The 17,129-nt window shown below is 49.1% G+C and carries 14 protein-coding genes; 9 read left to right on the top strand and 5 right to left on the bottom strand.

Annotated features, from left to right (window positions below; genetic code table 11):
• Positions 1–123 precede the first annotated feature (123 nt).
• From GS601_RS17960 to GS601_RS17940, 5 genes are all read left to right on the top strand, one after another.
• The gene (locus GS601_RS17960) at positions 124–1,278 is read left to right on the top strand and encodes a pyridoxal phosphate-dependent aminotransferase (RefSeq protein WP_162424667.1); all 1,155 of its coding nucleotides are present in this window, start codon (positions 124–126) and stop codon (positions 1,276–1,278) included.
• 204 nt (positions 1,279–1,482) lie between these two features.
• Entirely contained in the window at positions 1,483–4,104 is a 2,622-nt protein-coding gene (gene alaS, locus GS601_RS17955; RefSeq protein ID WP_162424666.1) for an alanine--tRNA ligase, read from the top strand.
• 199 nt (positions 4,105–4,303) lie between these two features.
• Positions 4,304–5,551, top strand: a complete 1,248-nt coding sequence (locus GS601_RS17950; RefSeq protein ID WP_162424665.1) for an inorganic phosphate transporter — start codon at positions 4,304–4,306, stop codon at positions 5,549–5,551.
• Positions 5,552–5,650: 99 nt separating this feature from the next.
• Complete coding sequence (locus GS601_RS17945) at positions 5,651–6,934, top strand: DMT family transporter (RefSeq protein WP_162424664.1); 1,284 nt, start codon at positions 5,651–5,653, stop codon at positions 6,932–6,934.
• An 82-nt stretch (positions 6,935–7,016) separates the two neighbouring features.
• Positions 7,017–7,622, top strand: coding sequence for a nucleotidyl cyclase domain-containing protein (locus GS601_RS17940; protein WP_162424663.1), 606 nt, complete (start codon positions 7,017–7,019; stop codon positions 7,620–7,622).
• A gap of 69 nt (positions 7,623–7,691) precedes the next feature.
• Here the strand turns inward: GS601_RS17940 and GS601_RS17935 are convergent, their stop codons facing one another.
• Entirely contained in the window at positions 7,692–8,060 is a 369-nt protein-coding gene (locus GS601_RS17935; protein WP_162424662.1) for a hypothetical protein, read from the bottom strand.
• A 282-nt stretch (positions 8,061–8,342) separates the two neighbouring features.
• Here GS601_RS17935 and GS601_RS17930 point away from each other — a divergent pair, with 282 nt between their 5' ends.
• From GS601_RS17930 to GS601_RS17915, 4 genes are all read left to right on the top strand, one after another.
• Positions 8,343–8,828: a DUF4383 domain-containing protein gene (locus GS601_RS17930; protein WP_162424661.1), complete on the top strand. Its 486-nt coding sequence runs from the start codon at positions 8,343–8,345 to the stop codon at positions 8,826–8,828.
• 532 nt (positions 8,829–9,360) lie between these two features.
• On the top strand, positions 9,361–9,654 hold the full coding sequence (locus GS601_RS17925; RefSeq protein WP_162424660.1) for an NfeD family protein: 294 nt from the start codon (positions 9,361–9,363) through the stop codon (positions 9,652–9,654).
• A gap of 238 nt (positions 9,655–9,892) precedes the next feature.
• Positions 9,893–11,425, top strand: a complete 1,533-nt coding sequence (locus GS601_RS17920) for a helix-turn-helix transcriptional regulator (RefSeq protein WP_162424659.1) — start codon at positions 9,893–9,895, stop codon at positions 11,423–11,425.
• Entirely contained in the window at positions 11,373–12,194 is an 822-nt protein-coding gene (locus GS601_RS17915) for a class I SAM-dependent methyltransferase (protein ID WP_162424658.1), read from the top strand. The genes GS601_RS17920 and GS601_RS17915 overlap by 53 nt, the downstream gene beginning before the upstream one ends.
• A gap of 289 nt (positions 12,195–12,483) precedes the next feature.
• Here the strand turns inward: GS601_RS17915 and GS601_RS17910 are convergent, their stop codons facing one another.
• From GS601_RS17910 to GS601_RS17895, 4 genes are all read right to left on the bottom strand, one after another.
• Complete coding sequence (locus GS601_RS17910) at positions 12,484–13,392, bottom strand: succinate--CoA ligase subunit alpha (RefSeq protein ID WP_162424657.1); 909 nt, start codon at positions 13,390–13,392, stop codon at positions 12,484–12,486.
• A gap of 368 nt (positions 13,393–13,760) precedes the next feature.
• A complete protein-coding gene (locus tag GS601_RS17905; protein ID WP_162424694.1) occupies positions 13,761–14,981 on the bottom strand; it encodes an ATP-grasp domain-containing protein in 1,221 nt (406 codons plus the stop codon).
• 72 nt (positions 14,982–15,053) lie between these two features.
• Positions 15,054–15,974 (bottom strand): SDR family oxidoreductase, encoded by a 921-nt coding sequence (locus tag GS601_RS17900; RefSeq protein WP_162424656.1) that lies wholly within the window; start codon positions 15,972–15,974, stop codon positions 15,054–15,056.
• A gap of 122 nt (positions 15,975–16,096) precedes the next feature.
• Positions 16,097–16,777: a ComF family protein gene (locus GS601_RS17895; RefSeq protein WP_162424655.1), complete on the bottom strand. Its 681-nt coding sequence runs from the start codon at positions 16,775–16,777 to the stop codon at positions 16,097–16,099.
• Positions 16,778–17,129 lie beyond the last annotated feature (352 nt).

Genomic DNA, 17,129 nt, shown 5'->3' with positions numbered 1-17,129 from the left:
AAGGAGCATTATGTTCTTGTAGTCATTGATTTTTCAACTGTTTATTGAACATCTTCATGGTTGGGTCATCATTGGGTGATCATTGGGTGATCAATGGCTAAAGTCGAGATGAGGAGAAGCACCATGAGGCAAGCCCTGCGGATGCAGTCCGTTCAGTTGCCGATGATTCCGATCGTGGGTGAACTGATTCGCCAACATCCCGGAACGATTTCTCTCGGTCAGGGAGTGGTGAGCTATCCGCCGCCGCCCCAAGCGATCGCGCAGATTAGCAAGTTTCTCAGTCAGCCCAACAATCACAAATACCAGGCTGTAGAGGGCATTGCCGCCCTGCGATCGCGGATTGCCCAAAAGCTGCAAACTGAAAATGGCATGGATGTCTCTGCCCAAAATATCGTGGTGACGGCTGGGAGCAATATGGGTTTTTTGAACGCAATTTTGGCGATTACCGATCCAGGCGATGACGTGATTTTGCAAGCTCCGTACTACTTTAATCATGAGATGGCGATCGCGATCGCAAGCTGTCGAGCGATCGTTGTTCCTACTGATGAACATCATCAATTGCAATGCGATCGCATTCGCCAAGCTATCACTGAGAAAACACGAGCAATTGTCACTATTTCACCCAACAATCCCACAGGTGCAGTCTACTCAGAAGCCGATCTGCGAACGGTAAACCAATTATGCCAGCAACACCATCTTTATCATATTAGTGATGAGACGTATGAATATTTTACGTATGGCGTTCCTCATGTGTCACCCGGATCGCCTTCCGGCAGCGGCAACCATACTATTTCATTGTTTAGTCTCTCAAAAGCTTACGGGTTTGCAAGCTGGCGCATTGGGTATATGGTCGTTCCCGCCCATTTGCTCGAATCAATTCAAAAAATTCAGGATACCAATGTGATTTGTCCGGCGGTGATTTCTCAGTATGCTGCTCTGGGCGCTTTAGAAGCCGGAAAAGCATACTGCCAGGAGAAGATTGCCGCGATCGCAGAGGTGCGAGATATCGTGTTGCAAGAACTCAGCTCTATTTCTCAGTTCTGTACGGTTCCGCCTGCCCATGGCGCATTTTATTTTCTGCTAAACGTTCAGACCGATTTATCGTCAATGGAGGTCGTAGAACGGCTGATTTGTGAGGATGGCGTTGCGGTGCTGCCTGGCTCAACTTTTGGGTTGGAAACGGGGTGCTATTTGCGCGTGGCTTACGGGGCGTTAGATCGCGACACTGCGATCGCAGGGGTTGGACGGCTGATCCGAGGCTTGAAGCGGATATTTTAGCTCTGGCGGGGTGGCAAGAAAACTGCGGCTTTTCAACAAACCCCACAAATTTCAAAAGTATCCTGTCTTGGTGAAGATCCTGCGGCATGATTAAGATAGGTAGAATCATTTTTGGTCAAATAGTTTTGGTCAAATAATCAACTTTTAGTTAAATCGTCAACGTTAAATCGTCAAATCCCACCCTTCGTCAAAGCCCACAACCCCATGTCTAGTTTTCTGAGCGGTGCTGAAATTCGGCAGACATTCCTCGATTTCTTTGCCGCCCGCAAGCACCACGTTTTACCCAGTGCCTCATTGGTTCCTGAAGATCCGACCGTCTTGCTGACGATCGCAGGAATGTTGCCCTTTAAACCGATTTTTCTCGGACAGCGCCAAGCGGAGTTTCTGCGGGCGACAACGGCTCAAAAATGCATTCGCACGAATGACATTGAAAATGTGGGACGCACCGCACGGCATCACACCTTCTTTGAGATGTTGGGCAACTTTAGCTTTGGGGATTATTTTAAGTCGCAAGCGATCGCGTGGGCATGGGAACTCTCGACCAAAACCTTTGGGCTGCCCCCCGATCGCGTGGTGGTGAGCGTATTTGAGGAAGATGACGAAGCGTTTGCCATTTGGCGAGATGAAATCGGCATTCCGGCGCATCGCATTCAGCGCATGGGAGCCGATGATAACTTTTGGGCGTCGGGTGCTACAGGGCCCTGCGGGCCGTGTTCTGAGCTTTATTACGACTTTCACCCTGAGCGCGGAGACGACACGATCGATCTAGAAGACGACACGCGATTTATTGAGTTTTACAATCTCGTCTTCATGCAGTACAACCGAGACGCAGACGGAAACTTGACGCCGCTGCAAAGCAAAAATATCGACACAGGATTGGGGTTAGAGCGGATGGCTCAGATCCTCCAAAACGTGCCGAATAACTACGAAACCGATCTGATTTTTCCGATTGTGGAAGCCGCCGCCGCGATCGCAGGCGTTGACTATGCCCACGTAGAAGATGGAACCCAGGTTTCGCTGAAAGTGATTGGGGATCACGTCCGCGCGGTAGTGCACATGATTGCAGAGGGCATTACCCCGTCTAACGAAGGGCGCGGTTATGTGTTGCGGCGGCTGATTCGCCGGGTGGTGCGCCACGGTCGGTTGATCGGCATTGAGCGAGACTTTACGCCAGAGGTTGCAGAACGGGCGATCGCCCTTGCCCAATCTGCTTATCCCATGGTGCGAGCCAAAGCAGACTCCATCAAAGCCGAGCTTCATGCCGAAGAAGAGCGCTTCCGCAAAACCCTCGATCGCGGTGAGAAGCTGCTCTCCGATATTTTGGGTCAGGCAACGACGCAAATTTCCGGTAAAGACGCGTTTGAGCTATACGACACCTACGGCTTCCCCGTCGAGCTCACCGAAGAAGTTGCCCTTGAAAAAGGCTTGACGGTGGATATGGCAGGCTTTGAAGCCCAGATGGAGGCGCAGCGTAAACGTGGACGAGATGCCCACAAAACGATCGATCTCACGGTTCAAGGAACGCTCGATCAGCTAGCCAGTGAGATGCAGGAAACCGAATTTTTGGGCTATCAACGCTCTAGTAGCCAATCCACGGTCGAACTGCTGTTGGTCGATGGCGAACCGGTCAATCGCGTTGAAGCAGGGACAGAGGTGCAGATTGTTTTAAATCGAACCCCATTTTATGCCGAATCTGGTGGGCAGATTGGCGATCGCGGCTATTTGTCAGGCGATGCAGTAGTGGTGCGCGTGGAGGATGTGAAAAAAGAATCTGCCTTTTTCGTGCATTTTGGGCGGGTCGAGCGCGGCACTCTGCACGTCGGCGCAACGGTGACGGCTCAGATTGATCTTGCCTGTCGGCGGCGCTCGGCGGCAAATCATTCTGCGACCCACTTGCTGCAAGCAGCCTTAAAAAAAATTGTCGATGAGGCAATTTCGCAAGCCGGTTCTCTCGTGAACTTCGATCGCTTGCGGTTTGACTTTAACTATGCCAAGCCTTTGACGGTCGATCAGCTTCAGCAAATCGAAGCCCAAATCAATACTTGGATCGCCGAAGCCTACGACGCTCAGATTTCGGTGATGCCGATTGCCGATGCCAGGGAAAAAGGCGCGATCGCTATGTTTGGTGAAAAATACGGCGATCATGTCCGCGTGATCGATTTTCCGGGGGTGTCGATGGAGCTTTGCGGCGGCACCCATGTGAGCAACACGGCTGAAATTGGGCTGTTCAAAGTGATTTCCGAGGCAGGTGTTGCGGCAGGCATCCGGCGGATCGAAGCGGTTTCGGGACCTGCGGTGCTGGAATATCTCAATGTGCGTGAGGCGGTGGTCAAAGATCTCAGCGATCGCTTTAAGGTCAGACCTGAGGAAATCGTCGATCGGGTGACCTCGTTGCAAACCGAGTTGAAAACCACGCAAAAACAACTGGAAGCCTTGAAAGGACAGCTTGCGATCGCAAAAGCCGATCAGCTTCTTACTCAAGCAGAATCGATCGGCACCTTCAAGATTTTGGTCACTCAACTCGATGGGATTGATGCGGCATCGCTTCAGAAAGCGGCGGAACAATTGCTGCAAAAGCTAGGCGAAGGGGCAGTGGTTTTAGGATCTGTGCCAGAAGAAGGAAAGGTGAGCTTTGTGGCGGCTTTCAGTTCGGGCGTGGTGCAGCGAGGCGTGCAGGCGGGGAAATTGGTCGGTGCGATCGCGAAGCTTTGCGGCGGCGGCGGGGGTGGTCGCCCAAATCTGGCTCAAGCAGGCGGACGCGATGCCAGCAAGCTTCCTGAGGCATTAGCCGAAGCGAAACATCAGCTTCAGGTCGGGCTGCGCTAGCCTCAAACGAGGCCATCGGGCAGGGCTTGCAGGTCTAAAAATCAGGGCAAAGGGGCGGTTTGGCGTTAGACGTTAAAGGAGGCATTCCTTTAGGCAAAGACAGCCCCGATTTTTACCTTGCAGCCGTTTCTCAGGAGGGGTTACTCGCCCACCCGTTCTGTACTATGCTTCACAGGCGGCGCGCAGGTTTCCGGAGGTCATGCCACACTTTTTTTTAGTTATCTCCTGTTTTTTAGCGTTCTACTTAGCCTGGAACCTCGGTGCCAATGATGTTGCCAACTCCATGGGTACGTCTGTTGGGGCTAAGGCTGTCACCTTTAAACAAGCCTTGTGGATTGCTGGAATTTTAGAATTTACAGGCGCGGTTCTGTTTGGGCAGAACGTCTCCGGAAAACTGGCAACGGGAGTCGTCGATCCTCACGGGTTTGCTGATGCGCCTCAAGTCTTGGTGGTGGCGATGATGGCAGTGCTGATTGCAGCAGGAGTTTGGCTTAATATCGCAACGGTGTTTGGTTTTCCTGTGTCGTCGTCTCATGCCACCGTCGGCGCGATCGCAGGGATCGGGTGGGTCGCGATCGGATCTCAAGCCGTCGATTGGCGATCCCTAGGCATCATTTTCGTAACGTGGATGATCACTCCAGTGGTAAGCGGTGCGATCGCGGCTAGCTTTTACAGCCTGATCACCCGCCAAATTCTCAATCACCCCCACGCGATCGCCCAATTCCAAGAATGGATTCCCTGGCTCAGCACAGCCCTGATGGGCATTTTTGGCGTGATTGTTCTCCCCACCCTGAGCAATCCGATCCACACCTGGATCTCCGATCACTTCAGCGTTACTCTTCCGAGCCACGATCTACCTATCCTGATCGGGGCAGGAGGCGCGATCGCGCTTTCCTTCAGCAGTTGGCGGCAGATAGACACCTCCCCTCAGCCGTCGCTCGAACCGTTGATCGCGCGATTTCAGATCGTCAGCGCCTGTTTTGTGGCATTTGCCCACGGCTCAAACGATGTTGGCAACGCGATCGCCCCTCTCGCTGCGATCGCCCACATTTACCAAAACCAAACCGTGCCTCTAGAAGACTTCGAGGTTCCCCTTTGGGTGCTGATCCTCGGCGGAGTTGGCATTGTCGGAGGGTTGGCAGCACTGGGTAAAAAAGTGATCGCCACGATCGGAGAAGGCATCATTGCTCTTCAGCCAAGCGGCGGATTTTGTGCAGAACTGGCAACTGCAACCACGATTTTGATGGCGTCTCGGTTTGGCTTGCCGGTTTCAACCTCCCATGCCTTGGTTGGTGGCGTCGTTGGAGTCGGATTGGTGCAAGGCATCAAATCCATTCAGTTTAAAACTGTGCGATCGATCGGGTTGACCTGGTTGATCACGATTCCGGTCGCGGCGGGGTTGGGCATCGTGATCTTTACGCTCCTCAAGTTACTTTTTGCAAACTAAAATCGCTTACTTCACATTTTGCTCGTCGCATTTTGCTCATCAATAGTTTAATGGGAATACTATTAACCAGGTTGATGAACGCTTAAGGGTGACGTACGAATGGGTCTAGAACTTCCGCAATCCACTTCTTCAGGGTCGCACAATCCGCCACATCTTCCCGACATTTCAGGGCAACTGTCTCACGATATTGCCCATCTGCAATTGACGAAAGAAACGTTGCAGCAGGAGGTAGAAATGTTACAAACCCAGGTGCGATCGCTGCGAGAAGCCGTGCAGCAGACCGATTCGCACACTGGCAGTGCTGCTTTTCCTCCTGACGCAAAGCCTATCCCTTTAGAGTTTCCGGCGGCTCCCTTACCCGTTCGAGATAGCCCAAAGGCGAAAAGTCTAGTTGCAAAACTCCAGATCGGGCTGTGGCTCGTCCTGCTCTCGACAATCTCGCTCTCGGTGCACAACATCATCGTCAGAATCATTTTAGGTAAGCCTAGTAATTTGTTTGGGTTAGTCTCCTTGGGCGGATTTATCCAACCGAGTCTAGGGAATTCGTTGCTGATTTTGTGGGTACGAATGCTGATTGTTGTGCCAATGATGGCTGCGATCGCGGGATCGCTTTACCCGCCAGTATGGACGGAAATCAGAAATTTTGTACTCAGCCGCGATCGTCGCCTCTTGCTCAACATTGTGGGAAGCGGCGGCTTTCTTTTTCTCTCTCAGGTTTTGATCTACATTGCGATCGGGCAAATTGGTCCAAGTGCGGCTGTCACCATTTTATTCATGTATCCCCTCGTTACCGTTCCCTTGGCATGGTGGCTCTTTGGCGATCAGCCGTCTCGCCTGCGAGTTGGCGTTATGGTTTTAATTTTGCTAGGCGTCGTGTTTACCGCAATTCCCTCGCTGTCGAAAACGGCGGTGAGTGGAGGGGGCGTTTTTGCCGCCGTTTTAGCGGGCGTGTCGTTTGCGTTTTACCTCGTGTTGATGCAACTCGGTTTCAAGAGGCTCCATCCGGTTCCAGTCAGCTTGGTGCAGTTCATCACTATTCTATTTTTATCGAGCCTGAGTCTATCGCTATCTCCGATCGATTTGGGTGTCTCAGTGTTGGCAGAAAATCGATTTGGGCTAGCGATCGGGGGATTCGTTCTCGGTGCATTGACCCTGCTTGGATACCTCACCAATAATTTTGGGGTGCGATATATGGGTGCAGCACGCTCATCAATTATTGCGTCTAGCGGCCCAGTGTTGACAGCCGTATTAGCCGCGATCGTGCTGCAAAGCCAACTGGCGCAAATTCAAGTGGTCGGCATATTGCTAGTAACTCTGGGTGTCACTGGCTTAAGCTTTGAACGAATGAAAAAAATGGCACACGCTACCAAAGCTGCAAAGTAAATAGAGGGCTGAGGGAAGTCTAGATTTAGAAGATTTGAAGATCATCTCTTCGAGTAGCTCCTTTCCTCACCTCTCGCTGACGATGCAAAAGATAAACAAACATAACTCGCGATCAACCCTAGAACAACTTCTCTTTAAGCGACGATTTGCCTCAGAGGTAGAATACGACACAATCGATCAGGAAATTCAAGACATTTTTAGTCAAACCCAAGCCGTTCTTGTTTTAGATATGTCTGGGTTCTCGAAAACGACGGTTCAGCAAGGCATTATCGCGACGCTAACTGTCATTCAGCACATGCAGTCCATTGTCATTCCAACCGTCATGACGTACTGTGGCACAGTGATTAAGCTGGATGCAGATAACGTGTTTGCGGTGCTTCCTGATGTAGATTTTGCGGTTCAAGCAGCGATCGAAATCTTCCGACGCCTCAACGCGGCTGGGCTTCATGCCAGCATTGGTATTGGATACGGCGATATGTTGATTATTGAAGGCAGTGAGCCATACTCAAACGACCTGTATGGCAGCGAGGTAAATTTTGCCTCTAAACTTGGCGAAGATATTGCCGGAATAGACGAATTACTGTTAACCGAAGCAGCCTTCAAGAAACTCTATAAGCCTGACATTAGCCAATGGAAACAGGTTGAATTTGAGATTTCTAACGTCACGATCGCCGCTTGGGGTCGCTGATGAAAACCTTGTAAAAACTAAAAAAGTTTTAGCAACGTTGCTAAAACTTAAACAGGTTTCTGGCTATAACTATTCTTCACCAACGTCTTGAACGATGTCTCGAATTCGCCTTTCTAAGCGCTCAAGATCCAATCCACCTTCATCGCGGGTAAATCGCCGAACTGTGCCATTAAGATTCTGCAAATCTGTTAGCAGATCCTGCAAAATTTCTTGCTGCTGACGAGCCTGTGTCACCTCACGCGGCTCTTGAACTAAATCACGCACGATCGAATCTTCGGCACGGGAGGCAATCACAGGATCGCTCTGACCTTGCACATGCACAAACGTCCGACGACCCGGACCTCGATCTTCGTCAATGGGAATGACGGCGGTTACCTGATCAGAACGCACGTACTTACCAAATCCCAAGTGAACCAGTACAGAAGACTGAATTCTCATAGTATGCTTTGCTCTTTCGGATATTTCTATTATTGCTAATTTCTTCAGTCTTCAGAGGCAATGTGGAGAGCGGTTTATACTCCTAATAAGGTTGAGATTTCCGCCGCTTCTAATGATGCCTTTCGATAGATTTTTTGTTTGTAAAGTCTTATTGAATAGGAAGCAGGATAGCAAGCAAAACGGCTGATTTTCTCTCTCAAATCACGAAAACTTGAAATAGTAATTAGCCGTAAACTGCTGTGCAGTTCGCCATACCATTTAATAATTTTGCAAGGTCATAATATGCAAGAGCAAATGTTAGGTCTATTCAAAAAACTGGTTGTCAGCGAACGTACTGTCGCTTTCATTCTCGGTATCGTGTTTCTTTTTGTCGGAATTGCTGGATTTATTCCGGCGTTTATGCAGCTTCCGAGCAGTGCGCCCGTTACCGATGTAGTTGTACCCAGACTTATATCCCCGCAGGGCTATGGTCATGTGTTTGGCATCTTTCCGACCAATTTTCTGCATAATGCTGTTCACATTGTAGTCGGGCTGATCGGCATTGCTGCGGCCACAAGCTTTAGCGGATCGTTGGTCTATAATCAAGGCTTTGCGGTGATGTATGTTGCGATCGCGCTTCTCGGCTTGATCCCTGCCACCAACACAACCTTTGGTCTAATGCCAATTTACGGTAACAATGTTTGGTTTAACGCGCTAGCTGCGATCGTAGCTGCCTATTTTGGCTTTGTTAAGCCTGCGAAACTTGTCAATGCCCAACCCACAACTTAGATTGCACTCTAGAACTTAGATTGCATTAGAGCAGCCGAGTCATTAAGCAAAATTGTCTTACAGGGGAGGGCTTGTTTGACTGCCTCCCCTAAACTTTGTGACGCTAAACTTTTGACTCCGCCTTTAGACCTAAACCTTTAAAGTTGAGCGTAAACCCCAGTCTGCTGCAAAAAAGTTGCTGCACTTGGCTCTAGGTCTTAGTAACCAGCGTCTATATTATCTTCACTTAAGTTACCCGCACTTCTGTAAATACGGAAATACGGCTAATTTCAAGCTGTCAATCTTTTCAAATTGAACCAGTTGCGGTGATTAACGGCATAAATCTACGGTTTGAGGGCGTTTTGGCGCAGTAAATCGCAATTGTCCATCAGTAAATCTCTATAAAAAGTAACTTTATGTGAGAAATACCAGCGAAAATGTTTTTATGTATTGACGAATAGTTAGCTATAAAATAACATTAGTGAAAATCTCGATAACAAATTTAGTGCAGGAGTGAGCGCAAAGTGAGTTAGCCCCTCAAGGAGTCAATTAAATGTTTAATCCCGTTGAATTCTTCTACTTTATCTTCAACCCTTCCAAACATCTTGAACAGCGCATTGCCCCGCCTTTTGCATATCTTTTAGAAGAGCTAGCGCGAGAAGCGATCGTAACTGAGACGATCCATCCTCATCAGCTAGGGCGCGCGTACTATCGAAGCACCTGGTGGAATGCCTATTGTCAGGAAGACATCATCTTGCCGGAAGGCGAGAGTGTTCGGGTGGTGGGTATCTCCAATATCACCTTGGTGGTAGAACCGAAAACGACCGCGCGATCGCAAGCCGGATGACCTCATCACTAAACTTGTAGGTAGTAGAAACAGATTGCATCCGCCGTGTGTTCTACTACCTATCCTATTTATTATTTATTTTTATAAGCTCTGTTGAGACACAGTTTTCTTAACGCTGCCTCCTGAAATTCTCTCCGCAATTGTCTGTAAAGTTACACTAAAGTTAGGTAGAATTGACCGTCAAATCTTCACTTGTGTGATTAAAATTGGAGGTGCACTTTCTACAGTGACTATTATTGTGACTTTTGACAGCTTTCTCAAGACGACTGCCGTACAGCGCGGCGTCTCGGATATTGAGCTAGAAACTTTATCTTTGGCACTCAATGGCGACTCAACCGATCAGATTGCTAAAAAGCTAGATATTGAGCCAGAAGCAACGCGAAAGCGGCTAAGCGAAGTCTACAAAAAGTTTAAGATTCTCGGTAAGGGACCTGGAAAGCTAGCCAAACTTCAGTCTATTTTAATGACCGAATTTCAGAATCAGCCACCCCAAGAGCAATTGAGTGTGGTATCAAGCGCGATCGCAGGGAACGAAGCAATCACAAATGCTGCCAAGCCCACCTCTAGGCGAAAAAAAGTGTTGCTACTCTGTTCAGGCATAGACGGCAAAACTTTGGCAGAACACCTGAGCAATACCATCCTTAAGCATCCTTCCCTTCAAACTCAAGTCGTAAGTGTTGATATTACCTCAGATGCGTCTCAGACTGAGATTGCTGAAGCAGCATCACACTCCGCCGATGTTTGCGTTGTTTGCATTACCCACCGAGGGTTTAAGCGCCCTTGGCTAAACTTTGAAATTGGCTTTCTCACCGCCCGAATTCCCCATCTCAAGTTATTACGACTTTATCAAGCTGATCTGTCAGGGCCTTTAGCTCATTTAGCATCGATCGACGGAACCACCCGAAAAGGGTTATCCAAACTGCTGCATGACATTCTGGGAGGAGATCTGCGAGAAGCCGAAGATTGGGTGAGTTTCAAAGCCTCAAGTTCTAATTGGGAAAAATGGTTGAGCGATGACTTAAGCAGAGCGGCTCTTGCAACCGCAGTAGAAGCCGATGTCGTTGTCGATGCGGGCATGTCTTTGTTGATGGACAATGAATATGTTCGTAACAACAACTGCTTTCGTCAGCTATTTCTCAGCCGGTTGGGAGAAATGGGTCAACAGATTCAATCTGTCGGCTCAACGGGATCAAGGTTTTCCCTACCCGCCGATCAGTATCCCCACTGCTTGGTTGATTTGCAAAAAAATTCGCTGAATCCTCGCGTGCGCGCTGTAGCATTAGTTGACAATCTTGAGCATTTTTGGCCTGACGAATCTGGAATTGAGATTTGGGAAACGGCAAATCGTTTGAGTCAGCGCCTGTTTGTTTTCTCAAAATTGCGAGATTTTGATCAAAGCATCGGGATTTTGCTGAGACATGCCAATAAATACGATGTCTTCGTCATGCTCAAAGATCAATATTTACGCCTGATTGAGAAATTTCAGATTCCTCCAAATTTAGACTTCTCAATCATTGAAACAGAACAAGATGGCGAGCTTTTAGCGAGATATGACTATGAGATGACAAGTAAAGGAAATCAAAAGCTAATTCGATTTTGCGCCGCTTCGGTAGAAGTGAATCATTATAAAAAGGCGCTGAAAGATGTTTTCAAAACGGCTCAAGCTTCTCAAGTAAATCTTAGAGGAACGAATGCAGATTCAATTATTCAGAAATTCGATGAAATCCGAAACCGCCTTTGTGAAAGCCTTACCCGAAGCGAATCTGCTTAAAGCAGAAATGTCTCGCTACATCGAAATCAACACGTATGACGAGTACGAAGAGGATCATGCTTACTATAAAGAAATGATGGCAAAAATGCTTGACAGCATTGCGAGTCATCGACAAAAACAAAATGAGGAGTCGCGGCGTTGCCGAATTCTAGAGTTGGGTGCGGGAACGGGGATTTTCACAAAACGGCTCGCAACATTACCTAATGTAGAGATCGTTGCGATCGAGATTGATCAAGTTTGTCTTCAACGGCTAGAAAAACGCTTTCATCAGTGCGATTTTGTCACCGTTGTGCATGCAGATAGTTGTAGTTTTGTGCAGCCCAACGCTTTTGATTACATCTGTTCTTCGTTTTCTGATCATCATATTGAGCGATCGCAAAAAGCTAACTATCTTGAACAGGTGAAACAAAATCTCAAGCCTGGTGGCTTGTTTGTCGTTGGCGATGAGTTTTTGCGAACGTATGACCCGCGCGATCGCGGTGCTTGGCAACGTGCCCTAAAAGACTATCACCATCACATCATTGCGATCGCTCATCAGCACGGTCATGCAGAACTGGCGGCATTAGAATCCCAAGCCCTCTGGTCTGGATTGCACGAACTGGGCGACTTTAAGGTGTCGAACCAAGCCTATGAAACCTTGCTCGCCAGAGCAGATCTGAAGTTTTCTGTAGACAAAATTGGTCCTGCTCCATCCCTCGATATTGGGGGGGTTTATGTCTACCAGATCCATCAGGCAGATCCATCAGGGTTAGAGGGGGCACTTACTTGATCGCTAATGTTCTAGTGGTCTGTCAAGGTTGAAATGAGGGACTGGGAATCGATGAGTGGATGGGTGGATGAGTCATCTCCCTCTATCCCCTCACCCCTCTGCCCTCTCACCCCTCCACCCCTCAACTCAAAGTTGACAATCTAGTAGACTAAAAAGTTCTAGATTAACAGCGGATTGGATAGACCATACAAGGGGTACGTTGCCTACAGAAAGCAAGTTCTCTCAAAATCATCAAAGTATCATTTGCTACATGCGTCACCCAACCCGCTGCCATTCACAAACTCGGCTTTCACGATACCTTTTTTAACGGATGCTTGAGCAATTTTCTCACGATCTCTGGAATCTCTGAAGGACGCTCTGCGACTGGAACGCCTGCTCGTTTTAGCGCTGTGATTTTGCTTTCTGCCGTGCCAATGTCTGGGCCAAAATCAGTCGCTTGAGACTCAATAATGGCTCCTGCATGCCCCATGCGTCTCCCACGGGGAGCACTCCGCCCAGCAATATAGGCAATCACAGGCTTATCAATCGCTTCTGCGATATAATGTGCGGCGAGTTCTTCACTGTCGCCCCCAATTTCGCCGACTAAAACGATGGCGTCGGTTTGGTCGTCTTCGTCTAACATTTGCAACCACTGGGGCAGGGTTGAACCTACGATCGCATCGTCACCAATACTTACCGCGATCGATTGCCCAATGCCTGCTTGGGATAACGACCACGCCACTTCGTAAGTTAGTGTACCGTTTCGGCTAAGGATGCCAACTGAGCCAGGCTTGTAGAGTTCTGGAGGATGAATGCCGAGCAAAAGTTGGTGAGGAACAATAATTCCGGGGCTGTTGGGACCAACGATTAGAGTTTCGGTTGCCTCGGCTTTACGAATCAGATGTACCATATCCAGGGGAGGCACGCCCTGACTTACAAGAATGATCGTTCGCACCCCGGCTGCGATCGCTTCGAGGGCGGCATCTAACGCCGCATAGGGAGGCGAAAAAATCACCGATGTATCGATCGCACCAACGCTAGATAACGCTTGCTCTACCATGTCAAACACTGGAATTCCTGCCAGCGATCGCCCTCCGTTGCCAGAGCTAATGCCAGCAACAACAGTCGTTCCATAGGCTTGCATTAATGGCGCATAGCACGCACCTAGAGGTTCGGTAATGCCCTGAATAATAACTGTGTTGGTTGCCGTAAAATTCATAAAATGGGGAAGTTTAGGGAACAAATCTAAACTTGAGAACGGCTAAGGATAGCCAGGATTTCAACACTCGTTTCTGTAGGACTATAAACGTTCTATTAGATGCCTGCAACCCGCCTAGAGTAGATAGTTTCAGCCTCAGGTATTAGAGTTTCTCAGCGTTTTAGCCCTTCCTAAAGAAAACTAAAACAGGTTACAAAGTGATAAGCCTGAGCGTTATCAGCAGCATACGAGATACCTCATTATATTTCTGCTGAATATGTCACTAAATCTGAGAATTTCCTAGATCCGATAAAGGCAACAAAAATGCTCCTGTTAAGTTCCGTATTTTTACTGGACTAATTGTAATTTAAGAAACGGTTAAGATACGGTTAAGGTTCGCGTTTTCTAACAAGCGACAGCGTTTGAGTGATTGCCTGATCCAGGTCTTCAACAAAAATTGCGGGCGTTTTCGCAAGGGACAGTTCTGCTTCTTGAAGCTGCACGCCAACTAACCGCACAACCAGCGATGGAAACGGCTTGACACGGCTCAACCGGACTTCATCATGGGGAGAATTGACCGAGCGAACAATGGAGACCGGACGCTGCAAAAATTTTGCGATCGCTTGAGTAACACGACTGCACGGCAGGGTTCCACTCACAATATTGACTAAAATCACTTTGATCTGTTTATTGCGGCTCAGCAACTCCAAGCCTTGTTCTAGACGTTCACACAAGTCTTCAGGCAAGGCATCCGAGCGGGTTTCTCCGCCAATGTTGAGACAGTTTAGCGGCTTTCCGCCCGCCTGACACACGAGATCCATCGTTGCCATCGTCAATCCTGCCCCGTTGGCAAGAACTCCGATTTGCCCATCTGGATCGACCGTCGATAGCACATCGGGAAGCCAAGCTGCCCCAGGGGGACGGGATTCTTTTAAAGTTGCGCCCTGCCCCGATCGCATGTCTAAAGCGGCTAAAGCAGGGTGGCGTCCCAACGCGGCATCGTTGGCGCTGACTTTGCCATCTAACGCCATCACCTCACCGGCGGTGTTGACCGCCAACGGATTAATTTCTACTAAATCTAAATCTTTGTTCAAAAAGAGGCGATACATCCGCTCAATCACGTCAGTCACTGCATTGAGGAGGTCTCCGCTTAAGCCCATTTTCAGCACTAACCGCCGAGCGTAAAACGGGGAAAATTCTTGATCTACCACAACTTGCTGCATTTGAGCGATCGCAGTTTGCACATCAATTCCACCTTGAGCCGAGCCAAGCAGCACTGGGCGACGAATCGATCGATTTAGCACTACTGCCAAATAGAGTTCTTGGTCAATCTCAAACTTTGCCTCGGCTAACAGCACCTTGGGCAGTTCGCCCATGATCGGCAGGTTAAAAATAGTGTGAGCCGCCGCGATCGCATCGATCGTATTGGATGCCATCCGCACACCGCCCAAGCGCCCGCGCCCCCCCATGTAAACCTGCGACTTAATCGCGATCGGGTAAGGAATGGTAAGACTTTTGAGGTCGGCAGGGCGATCAATACGCTGGTAAGCCGGAACTGGAATCCCAGCGTCGCGGAATAATTCTTTCGCTTGATATTCCAGTAGATCCATCACAGGCTGCTCTAAGTTTGGTGATCAGGTCTAAACGGCAGTTGCCCCAACTTTTTGAACTTAATCTTGAACTTAACCGGCTTTACGCTGATTGTTCCAGTCTTTAGCCACTAAATCAATGCCATAAAACTTTTGCCAAAACAGATCCACCAGTCGAGTAGGCAACAGTTTGGTCATCATAAACACTAAAAAATCTCCGGCGGTGGCTGCTACATAGCGAGAGCGGGGATAGGTTGCGCCAATGGCTTTTACAATCACACTGGCCACCTGTTCAGACGTCCAGGCTTGGCGGCGCGTTAACTGATCAAGGTTCTCAAGGTTCTCGAAGGCCGCACGATAGGGAGAATTGGCACCGCCATCAGGAATAGCATAATCGACTTCCCGATTTACCACCTCGAAAAATTCGGTACTGACCGGTCCTGGCTCTATGATGCTAACTCGAATGTTAAACGGGTCTAACTCACGGCGCAATGTATCGCTGAGGGCTTCTAGGGCAAACTTAGAAGCGCTGTATAACCCACCCAAGGGAAACGCAATGCGTCCCGCGATCGAGCTAATATTAATAATCTTTCCCCCGCCTTGGTTTCGCATCACGGGAGTGAGGGCTTGAATCAAGGCGATCGTTCCTAACACATTGACCTGAAACTGTCGCTGCACGGCAGACGGTGGAATCAACTCGATGGGACCCATTTGCCCATAGCCTGCGTTGTTAACCAACACATCGACTCGTCCGAACGTTGCGATCGCAGCTTGTGCCAACGCTTGGACTTGTGCCACATCAGACATATCCGTGGGCACGGTGATCACGTCGGCTCCGGCTTTGCTGCACAGGTCGGCAACGCGGGTTAATTTATCTTGGTTGCGCGCTGCTAAGACCAGTCGAATCCCTGTCCACCGATGGGCTAACGCTTGAGCCAAGGCTGCGCCAATGCCAGCAGATGCGCCGGTAATTAAAACGACCTGTTCAGATATGGGTTGAGGAAAAGGGGTCATGAATGGCTCCGATCGCAAAAGTAACAAACCCGATTAACGGGATCATTGCTATTATCAGTAATTCTCAGGGGATTCGGGTTGAATTGTTATTAGTTTGTTGCATTGTTTCTGGTTTAACGCAATCATTGGCGTTCTTTTGTTTTCCATGGCATTGCTTTTGCTAACACAATGACACCCTTTACTCTAACTCCATGCCGTCTCAGCGTTTGCATTGCTGATCGAACCGTTGCGCCCGATGTGTAAATATCATCCAAAAGCAGCACCGGAGCAGTTGGAAGGCGTCGCTGAAAATCTTTACCGAGAATAAAAGCGTGTTTTAGCGTTTGTTCGCGTTGAGCAGCAGATAGCTGAAATAGCGCCTCGGTCGCTTGAGCGCGCTGCAAGCCATTGGGTTGCAGTCGGCATCCGGTCAGATGACAAAATTCCTGGGCTAGTAGTTCAGCCTGGTTGTAGCCGCGCTGCTGATGTTTGCCGACGTGAAGCGGAATGGGAACGATAGTCGGTTTTGCAAGGTCTCGGCGAACTGGGGCAGCCAGCCATGCTTGAGCCACCTGCCGACCCAAGGGACGAGCAAGATCCGCGCGATCGCAGTATTTAAATTGCGCGATCGCCCGTTTCAACGCGCCGCCATAGTCACCCCACGCAAACACGCTGGGCTGCTCTTGCCAAAACTGTGCTGGGTCACAAAACTGTTGCTGCTCAAGCTCTTTCTGGCAACCGAGACAAAATTCTGTAGCGGTTGGGCGCTGGCAGAGGGGGCAGGCAGACTTGAGAAAGAGATGGAAAACAGAATCTAGACGCATGGGCTTGGTTAGCGATCGGTTGGCGATACCAAATTGATCTTTTACTGCGACAGATCCTCGACCCCCCTGCCTACGGCATCCCCCTTGACCAGGAGGGACTTTCCGGCTCCCCTCCTTAACTAAGGAGGGGTTGGGGGAGGTCGCACATCTGTAGCATTTACAGATTAATTTGGTATGAGAAAGAACATCATCCTTTCAGAATGCCCTCCCGCCACTTTGTCCTAGACCCCTATTTTTTCTGATCATGCATAAATTCTGATCAATTCCTGCTCTCTAAAAACGGTGTTTTACAATCAGACGAGGCTGCAATTGCGTTGCAAGCGTCAGCGAATCGTTTATGCTGCTTCTATCA

It is taken from the genome of Myxacorys almedinensis A (genome assembly GCF_010091945.1).
Taxonomy (GTDB): domain Bacteria; phylum Cyanobacteriota; class Cyanobacteriia; order Leptolyngbyales; family Leptolyngbyaceae; genus Myxacorys; species Myxacorys almedinensis.
Note: the sequence above shows the minus strand (reverse complement) of the source record. Positions and strands in the feature narration are given on the sequence as shown.